The organism is Pseudoalteromonas sp. MSK9-3 (assembly GCF_003590335.1).
GTDB lineage: Bacteria > Pseudomonadota > Gammaproteobacteria > Enterobacterales > Alteromonadaceae > Pseudoalteromonas.
In genome coordinates, this window is record NZ_MIET01000007.1 from 65146 (window position 1) to 86232 (window position 21087).

The 21087-nt window shown below is 40.1% G+C and carries 18 protein-coding genes; 10 read left to right on the forward strand and 8 right to left on the reverse strand.

Going from position 1 to position 21087, the window contains the following annotated elements; all coding sequences use genetic code 11:
• Nucleotides 1–103: 103 nt before the first annotated feature.
• Both BGP78_RS01640 and BGP78_RS01645 read right to left on the reverse strand, forming a co-directional pair.
• Nucleotides 104–1459, reverse strand: coding sequence for a transglycosylase SLT domain-containing protein (locus tag BGP78_RS01640; RefSeq protein WP_119859774.1), 1356 nt, complete (start codon nucleotides 1457–1459; stop codon nucleotides 104–106).
• Between the two features lie 82 nt (nucleotides 1460–1541).
• Entirely contained in the window at nucleotides 1542–2120 is a 579-nt protein-coding gene (locus tag BGP78_RS01645) for an LPP20 family lipoprotein (protein WP_119859775.1), read from the reverse strand.
• A gap of 184 nt (nucleotides 2121–2304) precedes the next feature.
• On the opposite strand from BGP78_RS01645, the gene BGP78_RS01650 reads away from it, so the two are divergent.
• From BGP78_RS01650 to BGP78_RS01660, 3 genes are read left to right on the forward strand one after another with little or no spacing between them, the layout of a single operon-like run.
• Entirely contained in the window at nucleotides 2305–4017 is a 1713-nt protein-coding gene (locus tag BGP78_RS01650; RefSeq protein WP_119859776.1) for a hypothetical protein, read from the forward strand.
• A gap of 5 nt (nucleotides 4018–4022) precedes the next feature.
• Nucleotides 4023–4637, forward strand: a complete 615-nt coding sequence (locus BGP78_RS01655; protein ID WP_119859777.1) for a penicillin-binding protein activator LpoB — start codon at nucleotides 4023–4025, stop codon at nucleotides 4635–4637.
• Nucleotides 4627–5610: an LPP20 family lipoprotein gene (locus BGP78_RS01660; protein WP_119859778.1), complete on the forward strand. Its 984-nt coding sequence runs from the start codon at nucleotides 4627–4629 to the stop codon at nucleotides 5608–5610. Before BGP78_RS01655 ends, BGP78_RS01660 begins: the two co-directional genes overlap by 11 nt.
• Before the next feature lie 70 nt (nucleotides 5611–5680).
• Here BGP78_RS01660 and yejK read toward each other — a convergent pair whose 3' ends face one another.
• Nucleotides 5681–6694: a nucleoid-associated protein YejK gene (gene yejK / locus BGP78_RS01665; RefSeq protein ID WP_119859779.1), complete on the reverse strand. Its 1014-nt coding sequence runs from the start codon at nucleotides 6692–6694 to the stop codon at nucleotides 5681–5683.
• A gap of 65 nt (nucleotides 6695–6759) precedes the next feature.
• On the opposite strand from yejK, the gene BGP78_RS01670 reads away from it, so the two are divergent.
• From BGP78_RS01670 to BGP78_RS01690, 5 genes are all read left to right on the forward strand, one after another.
• Nucleotides 6760–6972, forward strand: coding sequence for a DUF1414 domain-containing protein (locus BGP78_RS01670; protein ID WP_119859780.1), 213 nt, complete (start codon nucleotides 6760–6762; stop codon nucleotides 6970–6972).
• A 4-nt stretch (nucleotides 6973–6976) separates the two neighbouring features.
• Nucleotides 6977–8473: a DUF3413 domain-containing protein gene (locus BGP78_RS01675; protein WP_119859781.1), complete on the forward strand. Its 1497-nt coding sequence runs from the start codon at nucleotides 6977–6979 to the stop codon at nucleotides 8471–8473.
• A gap of 61 nt (nucleotides 8474–8534) precedes the next feature.
• Nucleotides 8535–9008 carry a DUF4124 domain-containing protein gene (locus tag BGP78_RS01680; protein ID WP_119859782.1) on the forward strand — a complete coding sequence of 158 codons (474 nt, stop codon included), beginning with the start codon at nucleotides 8535–8537 and terminating at the stop codon, nucleotides 9006–9008.
• 75 nt (nucleotides 9009–9083) lie between these two features.
• The gene (aceK, locus tag BGP78_RS01685) at nucleotides 9084–10832 is read left to right on the forward strand and encodes a bifunctional isocitrate dehydrogenase kinase/phosphatase (protein WP_119859783.1); all 1749 of its coding nucleotides are present in this window, start codon (nucleotides 9084–9086) and stop codon (nucleotides 10830–10832) included.
• Nucleotides 10819–11757 carry a LysR family transcriptional regulator gene (locus BGP78_RS01690; RefSeq protein WP_119859784.1) on the forward strand — a complete coding sequence of 313 codons (939 nt, stop codon included), beginning with the start codon at nucleotides 10819–10821 and terminating at the stop codon, nucleotides 11755–11757. The genes aceK and BGP78_RS01690 overlap by 14 nt, the downstream gene beginning before the upstream one ends.
• Before the next feature lie 105 nt (nucleotides 11758–11862).
• Here the strand turns inward: BGP78_RS01690 and BGP78_RS01695 are convergent, their stop codons facing one another.
• From BGP78_RS01695 to hrpB, 3 genes are all read right to left on the reverse strand, one after another.
• Complete coding sequence (locus BGP78_RS01695; RefSeq protein WP_119859785.1) at nucleotides 11863–12309, reverse strand: isoprenylcysteine carboxylmethyltransferase family protein; 447 nt, start codon at nucleotides 12307–12309, stop codon at nucleotides 11863–11865.
• A gap of 60 nt (nucleotides 12310–12369) precedes the next feature.
• The gene (locus BGP78_RS01700; RefSeq protein ID WP_220475510.1) at nucleotides 12370–12960 is read right to left on the reverse strand and encodes a Crp/Fnr family transcriptional regulator; all 591 of its coding nucleotides are present in this window, start codon (nucleotides 12958–12960) and stop codon (nucleotides 12370–12372) included.
• 74 nt (nucleotides 12961–13034) lie between these two features.
• Complete coding sequence (hrpB, locus tag BGP78_RS01705; RefSeq protein WP_119859786.1) at nucleotides 13035–15461, reverse strand: ATP-dependent helicase HrpB; 2427 nt, start codon at nucleotides 15459–15461, stop codon at nucleotides 13035–13037.
• 262 nt (nucleotides 15462–15723) lie between these two features.
• Between hrpB and BGP78_RS01710 the strand changes: the two genes are divergently transcribed.
• Nucleotides 15724–17067, forward strand: coding sequence for an ABC transporter permease (locus BGP78_RS01710; protein ID WP_119859787.1), 1344 nt, complete (start codon nucleotides 15724–15726; stop codon nucleotides 17065–17067).
• Nucleotides 17068–17076: 9 nt separating this feature from the next.
• Nucleotides 17077–18282: an ABC transporter permease gene (locus BGP78_RS01715; RefSeq protein WP_119859788.1), complete on the forward strand. Its 1206-nt coding sequence runs from the start codon at nucleotides 17077–17079 to the stop codon at nucleotides 18280–18282.
• Nucleotides 18283–18348: 66 nt separating this feature from the next.
• Here the strand turns inward: BGP78_RS01715 and BGP78_RS01720 are convergent, their stop codons facing one another.
• Together BGP78_RS01720 and BGP78_RS01725 are read right to left on the reverse strand one after the other, a co-directional pair.
• Nucleotides 18349–20193: a GGDEF domain-containing protein gene (locus BGP78_RS01720; RefSeq protein WP_119859789.1), complete on the reverse strand. Its 1845-nt coding sequence runs from the start codon at nucleotides 20191–20193 to the stop codon at nucleotides 18349–18351.
• A complete protein-coding gene (locus BGP78_RS01725; protein WP_119859790.1) occupies nucleotides 20190–21071 on the reverse strand; it encodes a hypothetical protein in 882 nt (293 codons plus the stop codon). Before BGP78_RS01725 ends, BGP78_RS01720 begins: the two co-directional genes overlap by 4 nt.
• Nucleotides 21072–21087 lie beyond the last annotated feature (16 nt).

Below are 21087 nucleotides of genomic sequence, written 5' to 3' on the forward strand. Positions count from 1 at the left end.
CTGTATGAACAATATATATTTGAAAGATGATAAGGGTCGGATGTCAGATAGAACAGCCAACTATGAATACATAGTCGGCTTACATTGATGTTTTAAAGTAGAGTTACTGTATGTAGAGTGTTTCTTTTGATAAGACTTTATCTAAGTAACGCTTTGTTTCATCATAAGGTAAGTGACTTTGTAATGTCTTAAGCACAAGCTTTGGTGACATAGAATTTATCACCCTACTGGCCTTTTTAATATTACGTGAACCATCACTATTAAATACCCGTGCAACATTACCTGCGCCGGTGTTATAAGCCGCTATTGTGCAGTATTTTCTGCTTAACGGATCTTCTATATGGCGCAAATAACGATCGTTCAATAAATGTAAATAGGCAGTGCCTGCTTCAATATTATTATCTGTGACGTATAAATATGGCCCTGACATAGGCTCATCAATATCATATAGGAACCGGTTAACATCAACCCCTGCACTGGTTGGCACAACTTGCATTAAGCCATATGCTGGAATAGGTGATTTAGCAAGCGGGTTAAAATGGCTTTCGGTATGCATTACAGCCAATACCAAACTATTGTCTATTGAAAAGCGCTCACTTTGTGCTTGAATTTGTTTTACATATCCGCTGGCACGTTTTTGAGCCAATGTATTTTTAGGCAATGTGATCACAAACTCTGTTACCACGGTATCACTGCTCTTTTTGGGTAAATCTTTAATACTTTCTTTAAGCTTTTTGATCCGCTTAACTTGCAACGCTTCAATTGCTTGCTTTTTTGCCTTTAGCTGCGTAGCTGCTTGTTGATCATCTATTACATCAGATGTAGCAGTATTATCATCGTTATCAGCTAATACGGTATCAAATTGCTTATCAATTACTTGCTGCTGTTGCAACGTTTGCGATTTAATCTGCGCTTTTGCAGTTATCAGTGCTGTGGCCCGTTTTGCATTATCAACAACATACGACTGCGCTTTTGTTATTGCTTCTTGCTGGTCCTTGATTGATTGGTGCTGAAAGAACTCAGTTAATAGTGCACTATTTTCTTGTAAAAAGTCTTTGAATGCTTGTTGTGCTTGCGCTTTAGAAACATCTTGCTTGCTACTGTGCTTAACACTAACCACTAACTGATCTTGCTCAAAATCAACCATAAGTCTTGCGTTATTATCTTTTGAATAATGCACATATTGACTGCGGGACGAAATTTGGGCATCTCCCCATTCCAATATTAAATTATCTCTGTATGCATCAAATTCAGCGAAATGTGCTTCAACATATTTGTCATATTGTTCAAAATGCTGTGTTTTAAATTGCTCAAACTCATCCTTGTCTTGTACTGTTTGCTGACTGGCTTTCCAACTGGCCATAGCGTGTTCTAATTCAGCATCGAGTTGTACTTGACTTGCGTATAAAGAAATCGGTAATAGATGAGCTGAGACAACAAATGCGATTAGTTTTTTCACTATGTCGTCCTCAGTGATCACTTTAGATAAAGTGAAATGTAGAATATCGCGCAACAGTAGTCATTGCGCGAAGTATCAAGTGCTAGTTGGTTAATTTAGCAATTTCTTTGTCTAGGTCTTGCTCAGCTTTGAACGCCTTAAACTCCTGATATAAGAACTGTTCATCTTTTGCATTTATTTTAGGCTTTGTTTCTTTGATCAAATCCTTAAACAAAGTTTTTGTTAATTCTGGTGATAATGTGGTCAATGCGCAAAAGTAATCCTTACCACCAATTTCGACAACATCAGCTTTAACAATGCGAGAACCATTCAGCGTTTGCTTCGTTAGCTGCTTTGATACTGAACTAAACGTTGTGCCAACGCTTGATTCGTCATTAACATCCGTTCTATTTGCAAATGTTTTATCTAAGCCTTCAATACGAGTTTCAATCTGCTGCGCAAGCGCGAGACGTGCATTCGCAACAGCCATTTTTTGATCGATAGAAATATTGCCTGAATACTTAATGCAATCAGCTGCTGCAATACCATTTTCTACAACAGGATTTAGCACCCACTCCGGAATGTTTACACTCGAGTCAGCTGCTGAATTGTCTTTAGTTGCGCTACACGCAGACAATGTCCCTGCAATAATCAATGTCGTTAAGATTGGTTTCAATTTCATTTTGGTTCCTTTAAGCCTTGAGCGGTTTATATTTAATCTAGCAAATCTAGTTAGTATTAACAGTAATAAAGTGTACGAACGTTTTTTAACAAAAATTATCTTTTAATATCAATTCTTTTTATCTACTTTGTAGAAGTTATTGTAATATATCCTCAATATGAAATTGAGTGCAAAGGACGCATCTTTGAATTCTATCACTACACAGGTTTTAAAATTTTTCCTACTGCTTGCTACTTTAACATGTTTAAGTGCTTGCAACGTAACGCATTTTGAAAAAAACAATGCAATTAGCTTAGCTCAAAAAGGAGAGCTGACCTCTGCACGCACGGCAATTAAACGTCATTACAGTAGTCAGGGTAAAAATAGATTACTTTATCACCTAGAGCTTGCTACTTATTTCCAGTTAGAAAAAGACTATCAACAAAGCAACAAGCACCTAACGCATGCAAAAGATTTATTGGAATCATTTTATACGGTAAGTTTATCTGAAACCGCGCTATCACAATTTAGTGGCCCAACTTATACAACGTTTCATGGACAAAAATATTACCGTCCACTATTGCACGTAATGAAAGCACTTAATTACAATGCACTCGCCATAGCTCAACCAGAAAATAGACCCGCATTACAAGATTCTGCATTAGTTGAAATGCGACAACTCAACCTTTACTTAGAAGCCTTAACAGACGAAACTGGAGGCTATAACCCCTCTGTAAATGACAAACTCACCAATCAAATTTACGCAATTTTAAAGCCTATTTTGGCACCTAAAGCATTACTCTCTAATATTGACTATCGAGATGACGCATTTGCTCATTACCTCAGTGGTGTTATTAATGAACAAAATGGCGAATTAGACAGCGCGAGACTGCAGTACCAAAGAGCCGCATCAGCCTATGAAAATGGGTTTGCCGAGCAATATCAACTGCCGCCAGATACAACCAAGCAAGCTTATAATAACCTAGCGCGTGTAATGACAAAAAGTGGTGGCTACGAAATAGAGTTAGAACGCCTAAAAGGCAAAATAGACCCACAACAGCAAAACCATTTAAGTCAACTGACCGTTATACAAAATATCGGCGTGGCTCCACAACGCAAACAGTTTAATTTAGTATTAACCGCGGATCATGATTCCAAAGCACTGGTTATGACTCCTATCCCATTTGGTACTCACGCTGAACGCCAAGCACAAATTCAGTGGTTTCAAATGCTATTTGCGGATACCAGCATTTTCGATATGATACAAAACTATACAATGGGTGATGGTTCAGATGTTGCACTTGGGTTTGTCACTAAGCGCTTGCCCCTCGGCGGTCTTTGGGACAACGCTAAAAAAGTGGGACTTATTGATGCTTTGCAATACGGCGCTCGGATCTCAGTAACCTACTTAGCCCCACCAAAAGAAAGAATAAAAAGCACAGAAATCTGGGTCAATGGTCAAAAACACTCACAATTGCACCCTTTTCACTCGATTGAACTGCTAACAGTACAAAATGCACTGAAAAACGCGAATACAGAAATCCAACTTGCTTTAACAAGAGAAATAGTAAAAGCAATCAGCGCTCAAAAGCTCTTGCAGAAAACGGGTTTACAACAACATGAAGTATTTGGTAGACTCGCAAAATTTGCGACATCTGCAGTTAATGCCGTCACGGCAGCTGCCGATACCCGACAATGGCAATCACTCCCAGCTCAGATCAGAGTAGCTCAAATCCCTCTGCCAACAGGTGAACATAACATTATCATCAAAACACAGCTTAATTCAGGACGTGTTATTAATCAGACGGAACAAGTCAATGTAAGTGGGCAAATGTCACTGTGGCAAACACGAACGTTTATTGATGCACCACCGCAATCAAAGTCTTCTACGTCATCATCAATTTTTAATTTGGACTAAATAGTATGAAAAAGCCTTCTAATATAATCAAACTAACCCCTATTCTTATTGCATGCTCACTGGTATTGACCGGTTGTAAAACGACTGAAGTACGTCGTGTTGATGCTAACCAGGAAGTTGCGCTATCAGATAAATGGAATGGAAAAGATTCTCAGCTGGTTTCTGAAGCAATGATCAATGACATGTTAAGTTTTCCATGGGTACGAGATCACCTCGCTAAAGAAGGAACACGCCCAGCGATTATCATTCAATCTGTGCGTAACAAATCTCATCAACATATTGCCGTAGACACTTTCTTAAATGACTTAAAACGCTCAATATTACGTTCGGGGCAAGCTGACTTCGTTGCCAGCGCTGACCTACGTGGCGAAATAAGAAATGAAAGAAAAGACCAAGAGCTCAATGCCAGCTTAGAAACGCAAAATGAGATGGGCCAAGAGCAAGGTGCTGATTATGCACTGTCGGGCACAATCAATTCATTTGTAGACGAGCAAGGCGGAAGTCGTGTAACTTTTTACCAAGTAGATTTGCGCTTAATCGATATGACAACTAACCGCGAGGTGTGGAATGGACAGAAGAAAATTCAGAAAGTGCAAGAGCGTTCAAGCTATGGCTTCTAAAACAAGCATTGTATTATGCATCAGCCTCGCTTTATTGAGCGGCTGTCAAAGTACCAATGAACAGTCTACTTCAACAACGCAGCCTCTATGGATCACTGAAACGCCAAGATCTGACTATATGATATATGGTGTTGGCTCAGCAAAAAGTAGTGGAGATTTGCGTCAAGCACAAGTAGCGGCGCAAGAAAGTGCACGATTAGAATTAGCAAAACAACTCAATGTTTCTATTACAGGTTCTACGACTGTAAAGCAATCTGCGACAACAAAATCAATGCAATTTCACGTTGATGAATTAATTAATTCCAATGTACCCACCATCCAATTGCAAGGCGTTAAAATAGAGCAAGAGTTCCAAAAAAATGAGGTTGCTTATGCATTAGCCACATTTAATAGAACTGAAGCAATTATGCAAACTGAACTGAGTATCAATGCTTTAGATACGCAAATTAGTCAATTTAAATTACAAGGTGCAAGTAAGTCAGAACTTTTGCACAAAGCCATTAAAGTAAAAACATTGGCGGCAAAACGTCACAAGTTAAATACCTACTTGCAGATGTTACAAAGTGCAAATATAACCCCCTCTGAAGCGGTCAACACGCAATTAGAAACCAGCGAAGGTATTTTAAATGGCTTGAGCTTTACTGTTGTATCAGATCATTTGAAGCATGCAAAAGTACATGATTTACTATCTAGTGCACTGACAAGCAACGGGATAGTCATAAAACCTAGCAATGCAGATTTCGATTTAAGTTTCAGAGTAGAGTGGCAAGAAATATACAAATCAGGTACTTACTACTCTATTGCAGAGAGCTATATGGTTGTGAGTGAAAATGGTGAGGAAAAAGCCCACTTTAACAGTAAAGTAAAAGCAGCATCATCGTACCAAGAAACTGCCAAAAGTAACGCAATGAGTAAGCTAGCTGACAAATTATCTAACCAGCTGGCTAAGTTTATTGTATCTGGGCACTCATAATATTAGTCGGGTATAAAGGGTCTTATGTGTATAAGTTCAGACCTTCATACCCGCCTATTTATAAGCTTAATTACTCACTGTCTTCATAGTGTCTCTGCAGTTGATCTTTCAAATTGGGTGGGATCCCCTTAATGGTTAAAGTATCTGTTGCTGCATTATATGTGACTCGTTCACCTAAATGTTTACGCTCAAAACCAATACTTACGCCACCGCCTAAGCCTGAAAACTTAACCATGCTGGTGACTGTTTTCTTATCTACCGGGAATGACTCCTCTAGTGCGTAATCCTGATCTTTATAAAAATCATCAAATTGTGTGTCGCCTGACTTCGATAATGTCTCTGATAAGGTTTCTATATTAGCGTCTTCACCAGAGGCAACACAGTCATTACAATAATCAAACACTTCCTTTCGAAGGGTGTCTTTTTCTTGTTTATCGAATTGCTGTTCGCTTAAATAATCTTCAACCGCTTCAAGCATCACCTGAGATTGTTGTTTTGGATCTATCCCCTCTTCGCAACCTAAAAAGTCTAAAAAGAAATCGGCTACTTTACGGCCAGCACGGCCTTTAATAAATGAAATATAGCGGGCATCATCAGGTTGGGTGTCCCAAGCCGATAAATCAATCTTGGCTGCTAATTGCATACGAGAAATATCCAAATGCCTAGAAGAAGATAAATCAAGCTCTGACGTAATAGAATAATGGTCTTTAATATTTATCAAGGCGATTAATATATAATCAGTTGCCACATATTGATAATGGCAAAAAACCAAATAGCCAGTTTCATTAAATGCGTATTTATTTAACTCTTCTTTGAGTACTTCCGTGGCCTGTTCTGTCATATGCCAAAAGCCAAGTTCATCATTACGATAACTTTGCATCGCTGCTGATACTTGGCTGTTCTTATCACCACTAAATGCGCAGTACCCTTTTCCAGGCTTTCCGTTATAAGCGTGATGTAGCTGTTCGATAAATACATTTACACGATCATTAACCTGCATCTCATCATTGCGTAAATGGATTTGTGTATCTTCATCTTGCTTGTCTACATAATGTACAACAAGCTTATTCACCTCAATGCTCATCTTTGTTTTTCACGCCTCTAGTGTTAAAATAAATAAATTATAACTCTTTAATATTGAACTTACTGATGCCTATCCAATCAAAATACTCCAACAAGCAAGTTGAAGACATTGTTGACCAACTACTAAACGTCTTAACTCAACAAAATGCGACTGTTGATTTAAGCCTAATGTGTTTAGGAAATTCTATCACGCATATTATAAAAGAACATGTGCCTGAAGGAAAAAGACAAGCGGTTACAGCGAACTTTGCAAAAGCACTAGAGCAATCGGTAAAATAACTGAATGAATTTATCCCCTCACAGCCCTTTTTCATCAAAAGCTAGCCAGTTACTCAGTTGGGGCCACTGGTTTACTTTTGCGAACATTGGGCTGGTATTATTGATCAGCAGCAGCTACTTATTTGCCGACAAAAGTCCAACCTCTTTACTCGGTTGGTTTTACATGGTGATAACTTGGATTAGTCACACAAGCTTCATTACGTTTAGCGCATTTGTACTCACTATTTTTCCTTTAAGTATGATATTCCCCTATCCTCGGCATATTCGAGGTATGGCTGCTGTCATTGCCACAGCTGGCATTTGCGTACTAAGCTTAGACGCATTCGTTTATTTTCAGCTAGGCTATCACTTAAACTTTTCTTCACTGCCAGATATTATCACCGTTTTGTGGAAAACCATTGTAGGTTCTCCGGTAATTACCTCCATTTTAAGTATCGGGTTTGTGCTGCTCATTTTTGCACTGGAGCTTATTGCTGGGAATCATGCTTGGCGCCACTTAGATAAGCTTAAGTGTTTCAAATTCCCTCGTTATGCAACGGGACTATTGGTTTCTTGTTTTGCAATGAGCCATAGTATTCATATTTGGGCAGATGCAAATGCATATTTTGACATCACCAAGCAAGATAATGTCCTCCCATTGTCATACCCAACCACGGCGAAAAAGTTACTTGCGCGTCATGATTTATTAGACATTGAACATTATCAGCAAGCGACTGAAATTCATTTAGATAACACGCAAAATCAGTACCAGTTGCCGCATTCTTTACCTAGTTGTACGTCATCTAATCAGGCTGTTACTGTCCTTTACTTTGACGGCCCATTGGCGTTAGAAAACTTTATACAAGATAAGCCTGAGTTAACAGCTGTGCCCCAACTGATCCAACCATCAGATCATCAAGATGCACTTTTTAACCTTGCTTTTGGGTTACCAGCATACTACCAAACCGCGAATAACCCGCACCCTTCATGGGATCCAAATAACCATATTTTAGCGTTACAACAGCCTGACACACATAGCAAAAACGTTAATGCCAACAATCCGCCGCCGCTAATCTCTGTTGTTAATGGGTCAACTAATAATATGACGTATGACAAACAACAGTATTATTTTATATTTTCATTGGCTGAGCCAAAAAGCGACGTGGTGATAAGCAACACCTATTATACCAATATACCTACACTACAAAATATTATGGGGTTTAAACAGTTACAAGATATCACCTACACACTACTTGCCGAGCATTTTAGCTGCGCCAAGCTTGCTGAGGCGACCATGATCGCACGTAACTTAACGCATAGTAGGAGTGAGGGCGTAAACTTTACCCAAGGTGTACTCGTCGCGCTCAAAAAAGATCGTATTACGCTTGTAAAAAGAGATGGAAGTTATGAACATATCTCTGGTGCCGAAGGGTTTGCTATTGAACAAAAACTAGATGTGCCCTTTTTAATTCAAAGTATCAAAACGCTTAAAAAGTTCTCTGTCGATACCTCAACCAAATAACACTTGCCAATAAGCTCTAATCGGCTATCTTAATATTAAGGAGATAGCCGAAGGACGCACCATGATTAAGATAATTATTGCATTTTCATTGTTATTTAGCACTTTACTCGATGCCAAATCAGTCGTTAACTACTATAAGTGCGTAAACGAAAGAGGGTCTACTTACAGTCAATTCCCATGTGGTCAAAACGCAACACAACATACTCTTTCACATTCAGATCCAGATGTTGCAATTCCCTCAGAGCAACACTATAAAACCCTCAATCAGCTTGAAAAAAAGCAGCTCGTACGTAATCTCAAAAAGTCATTGCGTGCCAAGCGACATGAGGTCGCTATTTTAAATAGAGACAGAGATCGTGCCACACGCGATCAACAAGAGAGGATCCGTCATGTTATGGATGATAAAAAACGTAAGGAAACCGTAAAAGATATCAAAAAGCAGCTTAAGTCGATTAATAGAAAGCATAAAAAAGAAGTTAAAGTGGTCACAAAACAAATAGCTAGGATAGAAAAAAAGCTAAAACGCTATGAATGATCTATCAAGGTCTTTGACAAAGAACCAGTAAAGCATGTTAATCTAACAACAAGTCAGACCACTTGGTAAGCTTTTATGGATGCGTTTGCAATATCTAAGCTGATATTAGCCGGTTTTACAAAACATTATCGACTATTTCAATCTATCACCAAAGAAGCACCTGAAGCATTTGCCCAACAACATTGGGATAAGATGCAAAAAATAAGTTCAATGCGCATTGATCATTATGACCAACGTGTTGAAGAGACCATTACTCAGTTAAAAATGACAGTAACGTGCTCAACGCTCAATGAAAGTTTATGGCTAAATATCAAACGGCAGTACCTCGACTTATTGACCTTTCATCCACAAGCCGAACTTGCAGAAACTTTCTATAATTCAGTGTTTTGTAGGCTATTTCATCGTCGATACTTTAATAATGCGTTTATTTTTGTTCAAACAACACTCAAAAATGCACCAGCTCTGCCTGTTGAGGCAGAATATCGCAGTTACTTCCCTGTGGTGGAGGGGCTCATCCCTACCATTCGCAATATTGTTGAGCATATTGATTTTAAATGCCAATTTCGAGATCTCGAGCAAGATATCCGCAACCTAGTCAAAGCATTTATTAAGCAAGCACCCGATACGCATCATCATGGCCATATGATGCGTTTTGATATGCTTGAAGCGCCATTTTATCGTAATAAAGCAGCGTATATTGTGGGCCGAGTTGTTTCCACCAGCGGTGTACAACCGTTTATTATCGCTGTACTACATCATCATAAAGGGGGCTTATACATAGACGCCCTACTTACAAGCTCATCGCAGATGCGTGTTATTTTTGGTTTCGCACGTGCTTATTTCTTAGTTGAAACACACGCCCCCTCTGCCATGATGCGTTTTTTAAACCAATTAATGCCCAGTAAAACACCCGCTGAACTATACAACGCGATCGGCTTTCACAAACAAGGTAAAACTGAATTTTATCGCGAGTTTCTAGACCACCTTGATACCACTCAAGACAAATTCACGATTGCTCCCGGTACACTGGGCATGGTGATGATGGTATTTACTCTCCCTAACTTCCCTTATGTATTCAAAGTTATCAAAGATACCTTCTCGGAAAGTAAGCCCTTTGGTAGAGATACCGTAGTGCAGCGATACCAACTCGTAAAAAATCATGACAGGGTGGGCCGTATGGCCGATACAATAGAATATTCCAATGTTGTCATTCCCAAAGGACGTATTGAGCCTGCATTGCTAACCACCTTAATGCAGACTATATCGGGCAGTATGCAAATAGAAGATGACGTTGTCACGATTAAACATTTATATATTGAACGGCGTATGACTCCGCTAAATTTGTATTTAGAGAATGCCAATGACGCCCAACTAGAGCATGCCATGATCGACTATGGTCATGCCCTTAAAGAAATGCTCCATGCCAATATCTTTCCCGGTGACATGCTATTAAAAAACTTTGGTGTTACCAAGCACATGCGCATCGTTTTCTATGATTACGATGAAGTACAATACCTAACCGATATGAATTTTCGACGCATGAAAAAGCCGTCTCTTGAGGATCTCTATTCTGGTGCAGATCAGCAATCGATTGCACCACAAGATGTATTTCCTGAGCAACTATATACATTTGTACTCACAAACCCTAAACTCAAGACGGTGTTTAAGAACGCGCACCCTGATCTGCTGGACGTCGATTATTGGTTACAAGCGCAAAAGGACGTGACCAATAAAGTGGTTAAACACATTTATCCGTACCCACAACAGCAGCGATTCAAATATTTAGACAAAACAATAATAAAGGAAAGCCGTGAACATAAGTAAAATAGACCTCAACTTGTTGGTATATTTAGATACGCTGCTGCGAGAATGTAATGTTACGCGAGCCGCAAATCAACTGAGCATTACACAGCCGGCAATGAGTAATGGCTTAAAACGCCTGCGTAACTTATTTAACGACCCTATTTTAGTACGTACCAGTGAAGGGATGGTGCCGACTGAAAGAGCGTTAGAACTGCAACCCGTTGTTCGCGGGATCTTAATGACGCTAGAAGAAACATTAGCGCCTAATCGAGAGTTTGAAGCAAGCCAAAGTAAACGCGTATTTCGTATTATGGCCAGTGACTATGCAGCAAGTACTTTGGCACCCAAATTACTGAGTAAATTACACGCAGAAGCACCAGAAACAACATTAGATATTTTAACGCCAAGTGACGTGACCTTTCATGATGTAGAGAATGGCAAAGTCGATATGGCGATCAACCGCTTTGAAAATTTACCCCAATCATTCCATCATAAACGCATTTGGAAAGACAGTTTTTGCTGCTTGGTAAAATCCGATAACCCCATAATTGAACAGTTTAGCCTCGATGCATACCTCAAAGCACGCCACATATGGGTGAGTAAAACAGGCTTTGGTGTTGGTGTCGGCATGGACCCTGAAGACGTGCAAAAACTTGGTTGGGTAGATGAAGCTCTCGCTCATTTCGGTAAACACAGAAATATCGCAACGTTCACGAGAAATTATCACGTAGCAATTCACTTAGCGAAAGAACAAAACTTAGTTGCGACATTGCCTTCCAAAGCTGCAAATATTTACCAAGATGACCCTGGTTTAAGTATTTTAGAGCCGCCCTTTCCGATCCCACCGTTTGAATTAGATATGATCTGGAGCCCACTATTGCACAGAGATGCAAGCCATATTTGGCTAAGACAGAAAATAGCCGAAGTTGCCGACCAGCTTAAATAGACTGGCCGCAAAATGACTGTTTGGCTGCCTATCGCAACCAAACAGTCACTGTACTACTTGACACAGAAACCTTTAAAAGTCACCTAATCAGCATCATCGTAAGGATTAAAACCACCGCCTTACTTTATTACAGTAGAAAAGATAATCCTTACCAAAAGCTTGCTTCATCTTTTGCTCCTCAAAGCGGATATACCAAGCATGACTAACCGCGACAAAAATGAGTAAAAACACAAAAGCGAGAAAACTTGCACCAATAGCCAAGACGAACCCAAATAGCGCAATGGAAAAACCAAGATACATGGGGTTTCTAGAATACTGAAAAGGCCCGCTCGTAACCAATTTATTAGGCATACCGAAGGTCATAATGTTCGTATTTTCTCGTTTAAATACGCTTTTGCTGATCACACACAATAATAACCCTGAAATAATAAATGGGATCCCTATTAGCGTAATTGGGTAACTCAAGTTATGCTCAATCTTTAAACTCCAACAGAGTGAAACCATAAGCACAACACACACCAAAAATAAGATTGGGGGTAAAATTTTCTTCATTATTAATCTCCAAATTAAGTACATCTCACTTTAACGCAGAGGTAAATACCATGCCTTAACCTATGTTAAGCCCATCACTTTTCTTATTCTTGATAATGAAACATCTGTTACACCAATATACATCGCGACTTGGCGTAGTGGAATGTGGGGTGCCTCATCCGAAAACTCCCTCAAAAACTGTTGATACCTTTGTTGTCCAGAAAGTAATAATAAATCAGCTTCTCTTTTTTCTTTTTTGAGCACCAACCGCTCGTAAACCTTTAATAAAAACATCGCCCATTGAGTATTGCGCTTCGCAAGCGTTAATAAATCGTCGTAACTCACTGACAGCGTATTACAAGGCACTATTGCTTGCGTAAAAAATGGACTTGGACGCTTCTCTACCAAACTGCTCATGCTCGTAAAAGCACCACCGTATTTCACTAAAGACTTATTACGTTCATAACCACGCTCGTCGATATAGTAATAACGTCCGATCCCTGATAACAGGAAAAACACGTCATTAACCATATCACCTGCACTAAAAATGATTTCTTTGGCTGCAAAAGTACGCACTTTAAAATAAGGCAAAGCAAGTGCTAAGTCATGCTCTGTAAATTTGATAAGCGATGTCGCAAACTGTTTAAACTGTGTGATCTGTCCCGGCTCCACCTAGTATACTCCCTTGTACATTAACCCTCATTTAGACTCGCGTTTCCTCATCACCAGCGTGAAAAATATCCACCCTACATTCGACTTTTAACTTTATTGGTCGCTTGTGAAGTGGCAGGATCATCCGGCCAAAAATGCTTTGGATATCGACCTTTCATTTCCTTTTGCACTTCTTTGTAACTATTTTTCCAAAAATGCGCCAAATCTTGCGTTAGCTGTAATGGCCTTCTTGCCGGTGACAATAGCTCCATTAATAACGGCAGCTGGCCTCGACATAATTTAGGTGTTTCTGTTAACCCATATACTTCTTGCATACGAACCGACACTTTAGCAGGCCCTTCGAGTTGATAAGCAATTTTTACATTAGAACCACTTGGAACCTGAATTCTAGTTGGCAGTATTTGTTCTAACAGCTGTTGCTGCTGCCAATCTAAACAACTTATTAAAGCCGATTTCAAGTCTAATTTTTTTAACTGTGTCAGCTGTTTAACATCATGTAAAAATGGAGCAAGCCATTTATTTATTTCTTTAAATAAGGCCAACTCATCTAAATTGTTAAACTCAGACGGATAAAAACGTGACGCTAACGATAAACGATTAAGGAAAGGCTTTACATCATCATATTGCACAAATAGCACAAAACCATGTTTTTTAATTAACGCTAACCAAGCTTGGGTTCTCGTTGCTATATCAATCTCTTTCGAGCTTGGCACGGCATCAATGATCAACTCACCAATGGCGGTGCGATCTTCGTGTAAAAAGCGCCCTTTTTTGTCATCAAACTCACAAATACTATAATGAGTAAACAAATAAGGTAACACGTCATTTAACTGCTTTATTGGTAAGTCAGTCGCACTGAATATACGCTGGCCTTTATGTCCCCCAAGCGCCGCAATCGCGATGTAATCATCACTTAACCAATGACTATCATGACTGTTCACGCCTGCACCATTTGCCAGTATAAATCCTTGACCTCGCCGTTTAGCCAGCCTATCAGGAAAAGCTAGAGCAACGATAATACTTAAATGCTCTGTGGCAAGAGTAAGAGGCTTTGCCAGCTTTAAACGTTTTAACCATTGATTCAATTGTACCGTAAATGCGTGATGTGGCTGCTCCAATTGATTTAGTAACGCAACCCTTAACTCAGGGCTACTTGTTACCCTGCTTTCGAGCAATGCAATAAAGTAGCATGCCAATGTTGTGATCCCAGATAACTTTGCTTCTAAAGCTTGAGCTTTGATCAACATGTGTGCCAAACGCGGCTCTGTACCAAAACTATGAACCTTGTTACCTAGAGGTGTTAGCTTGCCATTCTTATCAAGTATTTCGAGCATTTCTAACAACTGAGTCGCTTGCTCTATTTGACCATGACTTGGCTGATCGAGTAATGGCAACTCAACGAGCTCCGTGCCCCATACTTTCGCTTCAAGCAATAAGCTGGCGATATCTGAACTGAGTACCTCTGGTGTATCATGACCATCGCGTCGTTCAAATTGTTCATGAGAACCCAATCGATATACAACGCCAGGCTCAATTCTTCCCGCTCGCCCAGCTCGTTGAATCGCTGATGACCTTGATATTGACACTGTCGATAATTCTGTCACACCCGTTCTAAGATTAAATTGTGCAGCCCGACGCTTTCCACTATCAACAACAATCCTGATCCCTTCGATTGTTAATGAAGTCTCAGCCACATTTGTAGTCAAGACGACCTTTCTCAACCCCGCTTTTGCAGGAGCAATAGCCGCTTGCTGAGTGTGTTTGTCTTGATCGCCAAACAAAGTGACTATTTCAGTATCGGACAATTTATAAGCCGATAACATTTGGGCTACTCTATGAATTTCTCGCTGTCCGGGTAAAAAAACCAGTGCGCTACCATGTTGCTCTTGTAATGCTTTAACCACTAAACCTGCAATCGCATCTAACCATTTTGATTCATCATGCAAAGGCTCATACACAGTATCAATAGGAAAGCTGCGCCCCTCACAACTCACAACCGGCCCCCCTAAAAACTGCTGGTAACGCTGAGTATCGAGTGTCGCTGACATAACCAATATTTTTAGGTCTTCTCTGAGCACCATTTGCGTTTCAAGCGCCAAAGCCAATGCGGTATCTGCTGCCAAAGAACGTTCATGAAATTCATCAAATATAATTAAATCAACACCTGTGAGCTCAGGATCTGTCTGAATTAGCCTCGTCAACATCCCCTCTGTGACTATTTCTAACTTAGTATGGTTAGACACTTTGACATCATTCCTAATACGAAGCCCAACACTTTGGCCAACAGGTTCCTGTTGCTGTTTAGCTAAAAACTGCGCGATATTTCTTGCGGCAAGGCGCCGAGGTTCAAGCATTATGATCCGCTTAAAATGCCCATCTCTTATTAACTTCAAAGGTAACCAAGTTGACTTACCGGCTCCGGGAGGGGCTTGTAACAACACTTTACTCTGACAGTGCAACTCAGAAATAAGCGAAGGATAAATTGATTCTATTGGTAACAAAGCAAAGCCTAGCAGGATAATATTTATCTATATTAACATGTTAGAAGTCGGTATTTGCACCTTTTTAATATCACAATGAATGATTGAACAAGCCAACAACAAGTTAAAGGTAAGTAACTAAAAGGTTGCCAAAATGATTAAAAAAGAGTATTTATTACTGAGTTAAGCAATAAACTCAAGTAATGAAATAAATAATATATTACATCTATATTATTTATTTAGCACAATTATTCACCTAAAATATAGGCGAGCGCGGTAGGTTATGTTTCAGTATTATTTAAAGTTAGCGTGGATCAGTATTAGAAAAACGCCCGTATTAAGCTTGCTCATGGTCTTAATAATCGCAGTAGGCATTGCGGCTTCTATGGTCACTTACACCATAAATTATATGATGACCCAACACCCTATACCAAATAAGCACGATACTGTGCAGCTCATTCACTTAAGTAGCTGGAGCTCTGAGCAACCCTACCGAGAGCTTGATGGTAAAGAAGATGCGCCATCAATGATGGCCTACCAAGATGCTGAAAACCTTTTTTCAGTACATAAAACCAGCCCACTAATAAAACATCAATCTATCATTGGCACTTATCGAGACCAAATAAGAGCAATACATCAGCCAGTCACAGACGCCAGACTGCGATCTATGTTGACCGTAAATCATGACTTTTTCCCAATGTTTGATGTCCCTTTTCTTTTTGGTACAGCTTGGTCTAAACAGGCTGATGAAAAAGGGGAGCTCGTCGCCGTGATCAGCAGTAAACTCAATGAACAGTTATTTAATGGTGAAAACTCCGTTGGTAAGCAGATCGTGATGGGAAACCTCATATTGACAATATCTGGCGTCACAGATAACTGGCTCCCAACTCCCAAATTTTACTACGTCAGGACAGAAAGCTTTGTAAACCCAAGAGATATAATGATCCCATTTGAGAGTCAAATTCAAAATGAGCTGTTTGCTAAGTCAGATACTCGATACTATTGTGTCAATTATCCAACTGTTCAGTCCTTCTCAACTTTTTTAGCTTCAAACTGTGTGTGGCTGCACTTTTGGATTGAGCTTAATTCTGCCACCGATTTACCTCAATATAATGATTTTCTAAACAACTATGATGCGCAACAAAAACAGGCCGGTCGCTTTGAGAGAGAGCTTGCAAGTTACACTCTAAATATAGAAGATTATTTAACCAGAGAAAAAATGATCCCTGAAGATACAAAATTGGCTGTGTGGCTGGCGTTTTCGTTCTTAGTAGTTTGTCTATTGAATTGTATGAGTCTGATGCTAAATAAGTTCTACAATAAGCGGGCAGAAGTAGGATTGCGCAGAGCGGTTGGAGCCAGTCGACAAAACATTGCTCACCAATTTGGCTGTGAAACACTATTGATCAGTATTATTGGTGGATTTCTTGGGCTGCTCCTCACCAAGCTAGGGTTACTAGCCGCACAAAATGTCTTAACTTTTTTACCTCAACAAGTGATGGAGATGAATCTACCACTGGCAAGCATGGCTTTGATTTTGGCTATTGTGTCATGCTCTATATTTAGTTTATGGCCTATTTATAAAGCCATTAAAGTTCAGCCATCTAGTCAGCTAAAAAGTATGTGAGGTCACTTTATGAAATCATTTAGCCTAATAATAAAGTCACTTTTTAAAAGAAAAACGACGACCTTACTTTTAATATTACAAATTGCAATCACACTCACAATCTTAATTAATGCCACTTTTATTCTTATACAAAAGCAAGGAAAGATTGATAAACCAAGTGGTGTAGACACACATAATATCTTCAGCTTCACCACAAACATTCAGGGAGCTGATAACGAAATACTCACTCTAATTGAACAGCATGTGCAAGCAATACGTGATTTAAACAGTGTTTATAACGCATCACAATTCAATGCTGTACCTTACTCTGAAATTGGCGCCCATGTATCTTATGGTTTAATGCAAGGGAGTGATAATAGCATGGGCAGCGCAGGGTATTATCTCAGTAGTTATCATGGCGCAGATACATTAGGGATCACGCTTATTGCCGGTGAATGGTTCAAGCCCACAGATATTACCATTTACGACAACACCGATCCTACTGGTGTTAAAGTGGTGATCTCAAAAGCCCTAGCCACAGCCCTATTTCCAGATGATTGGCGACAAGCATTAGGGAAAACCCTTTATGTCGATGGTTCACCAGACACCATTGTTGGTATTGCAGATATTATCCCAGGTACGTGGCCTTCATGGCGAAACTTTGATAAGCACATTATGGCGGCGAGTACATTGAAAAGTGCAGAGCCTAATATCATTGTGCGAGCACATGATGGCGCTCGTGATGAAGCTATGGAAGAGGTAAGAAAACTGCTATCGCAAACACCAAATCGCTGGATTGATAAGTTCAAAACACTACAAGCACAGCGGACACAGAGTCATGCTAACGACACCGCGATTGTCCATATATTATATTGTGTTATCTCACTGCTTATCATCGTCACTGCACTGGGAGTATTCGCACAAGTACGCTTTGGAATTGTTACTCGACGCAAAAAAATAGGTACGCAACGCGCATTAGGTGCAAGTAAATCTCAAATACTACAGTATTACATAATTGAAACATTCATTCTTGCGACATTAGGAGCAATATTAGGTGGCTTACTCACCATAGTGACAAACGTTTATCTAATTGAGCAATTTAAGTTAATCGTGGTACCAATGAGTTACATACTGCTTGGCGCATGTACTATGATATTGCTAAGTCAAATCGCAACATTACACCCCATTTTACAAGCAAGTCGCGTGTCACCTGCGATTGTCACCCGAGGCGGTTAATCGTTAAAACATAAACCTGCCTTCACATTAGATTACATTACTCGTTCAAGCCTGAACGAGTAATACTTAAGCAGGTATTTCAGCACCGACATAACTGCTACTAACAACAATGTTGCCCTGACGCACCTGTTCTTTGTAATGTTTTAATGTGTACTCCACATCAAATGCACTAGGTTGACGCACGGAGTCGAGTCCAATCCATGTATTTCTATGCACTTCTTTTGCCAAATATAGACCACTATCGGCCAGCTCTAATACTTGTTCCCACGACACTTGCTCTTGTAAGTCTGGTGTCAAAGGATAAGGTGCAAACCCTATCGAACAGGTGCACTGCACTGTTTGACCATTAGCCATAAATGGAAAACGCTCAACCTGTTGACGGATCCGCTCAACAGCTTCCTGTGCATCACGCCTAGACATATCGGGCATTACCAACAAAAACTCCTCACCGCCCCACCTCACAAGTAAATCACTATTTCGAGTACACTGCTTGAGAATGTCAGCGAAACTCTGCAGCACAAGGTCTCCAGCGGCATGGCCATAGGTGTCGTTGATTTTTTTGAAGTGGTCAATATCAACAATGCAAAAGATCATGTCGTGCTTTTCTGGCAAAGCATTGATTTGACTGTCTATGGTGCTAAAAAAGTAATGGCGATTACTCAATCCCGTTAAACTGTCAGTAAAGCTCAGAGTTTGTAGGCGCTTATTTCTTTCTTTTAGCTCGGCCGTGCGTTCAGCCACTTGCATCTCTAGCTTTGACGTATAACGGCGGTTTTGCCAACGCCAATAAACAAACAGTACCGCAGCAAAACACAACAAACCGATCAGCAGCCAACGTTGCTGCGTGAGTTTTGTATTTTCTAATGTTTGCTCATGTTGCACTATCTGCTGAGCTTGAATGGCGTTGTCTTTTTCTAACAAGCTCACCTGCTGCTGCTGGTGCGCTAACGCATATTGCGCCTCCAGTTGCAAAACTTTGTTATTGCGTTTTTGCTGGTCAAGCGCTCTTTCTGTTAACGAGTAACGCTTCAAATATAAATGCGCTTGCTGATAATCACTAAGCTGCGCATAAGCGCTGGCCAATAACCGTTGTAAAGATGCTTGCTCTTCTAAATACCGTGTATGAAAAGTTTGCTCAAGTCCTTTCATTGCTAATTCAATCGCCTCAGAAAACTCACCGGCTTGTAAGGCACTTTCCGCTAAAGCAAGTTGATAATCTAACTGACTCTTATCATCTGCTGATGACATATACTTTATTGAAAATTCGTTGAGTAAGGTGCGACTGACCAAATAATTACCAAGCCGTAAGGCAACTTGCGCTTCAATTAATAACAGTCGAGCAGAGAGAGGGCTATTATTTTTAGCAAGCTTTTGGCCCAGCTCTAGCTCATATAAAGCCTGCCTGAAGCTGCCTTTCTCAAGATAGATCTTGGCCCGCCAAAGCTTCACATGTACTAAAAATTCATCGTCTTGATTAAGCGCCTGCGCTATTTGTGTCGCTTGATTTACATATCTTTGTGCATGGTCATAGCGCTCTAAATCAAGTTCTAAGTCAATAATAGCCAATAATGTTTCTACCATAATACGTGGCTTACCAACTTGCTCAGCAAGTTCTAACGCTTGGTAATGCATCGACAAGCTATGTTTATAGTCACCAAAATGTTGTCTGATACTGGCTTCGATTAAGATTGTTTGAATTTCAATAGTACGTTGTGCATAGTGCTTAGCTTGATTACGGATCACCCTAAGCTGGGGTAACACACTGAGTTCATGCTCGCTTTCCATACGGTACTTGAGTTGCTCAAATGCTGTACTTATTGTTTGCTTTTGGACCACAGTATCTTCGTCACCACAGATCTCGTACGAAAATAAGATCAGGCAGTAATACCAAACACTTCTTAGCCAGCTCATGGCAGAGCTCGCATCAGCATTGATTCATTAACCATGTGCCAATCTTTCACTCGCCCACTAATGAACCCCGATTCAATCAGTGCTTTTTTCAGTATCCCTCGCTGTTTTAAAATAGCCAACCCTGTATTAAGTGCATTAAACACTTGCTCACCTTCAGGATGGCGTTTGCTAACAACAAAGTGTCGAGAATCGGGTAACAATAATTTTAATTCATTGATGGGCACATACTCTCGCCCCTCAAAGTTCAATACTAAAGATTCACTCACACTAAAGTTAATGAGCATGGCATCAACCACATTGGTTTCAACCATCTCTAGCATAGTTTCCCAAGGGCCAATAAAGCTCACCACATTAATATCGGTATTATTCAATGCTCGCCAGTCCACTTTCCATCGAGGGTTAGCAACAACAGTTAATTGATTGAGGCGCTCTGCTGGCATGTCATGTAAAGCAACATTGCGTTTGGTTACATAAAACCCCGCTTCATACTCTCCGTACTCAACCAAAGGCTCTGTTATGTAGAGCGACCCTTTATAATCGAGTAAGTCTTCATGCCATGTTGAACGCGCTAATACCAAGCTGTCTCCAGCAATTAGGTCTGAGAACTCAATAATATTAACGGATGGCTTAGGATTAAATATAACGGGCCGATGTTCACCGCCTAAAAAAAGGGCTTGCTGTAAAAGCACCATTTCTATGATCTCAATATGAGACCCTTTGGTTGAAGGGTGAAAGTCATCAATCTCTAAAACTGATCGTCCCGCTAAAAACTCTTTATACCGCTGGCTAAAATTTTCACTGCTAATAATATCAATCACAAGCGGTGGCTTCGCATAAGCAAAGCAAGATACAAAGAAAAACAACCAGCACCATTTCATTCACAATTCCAACAAT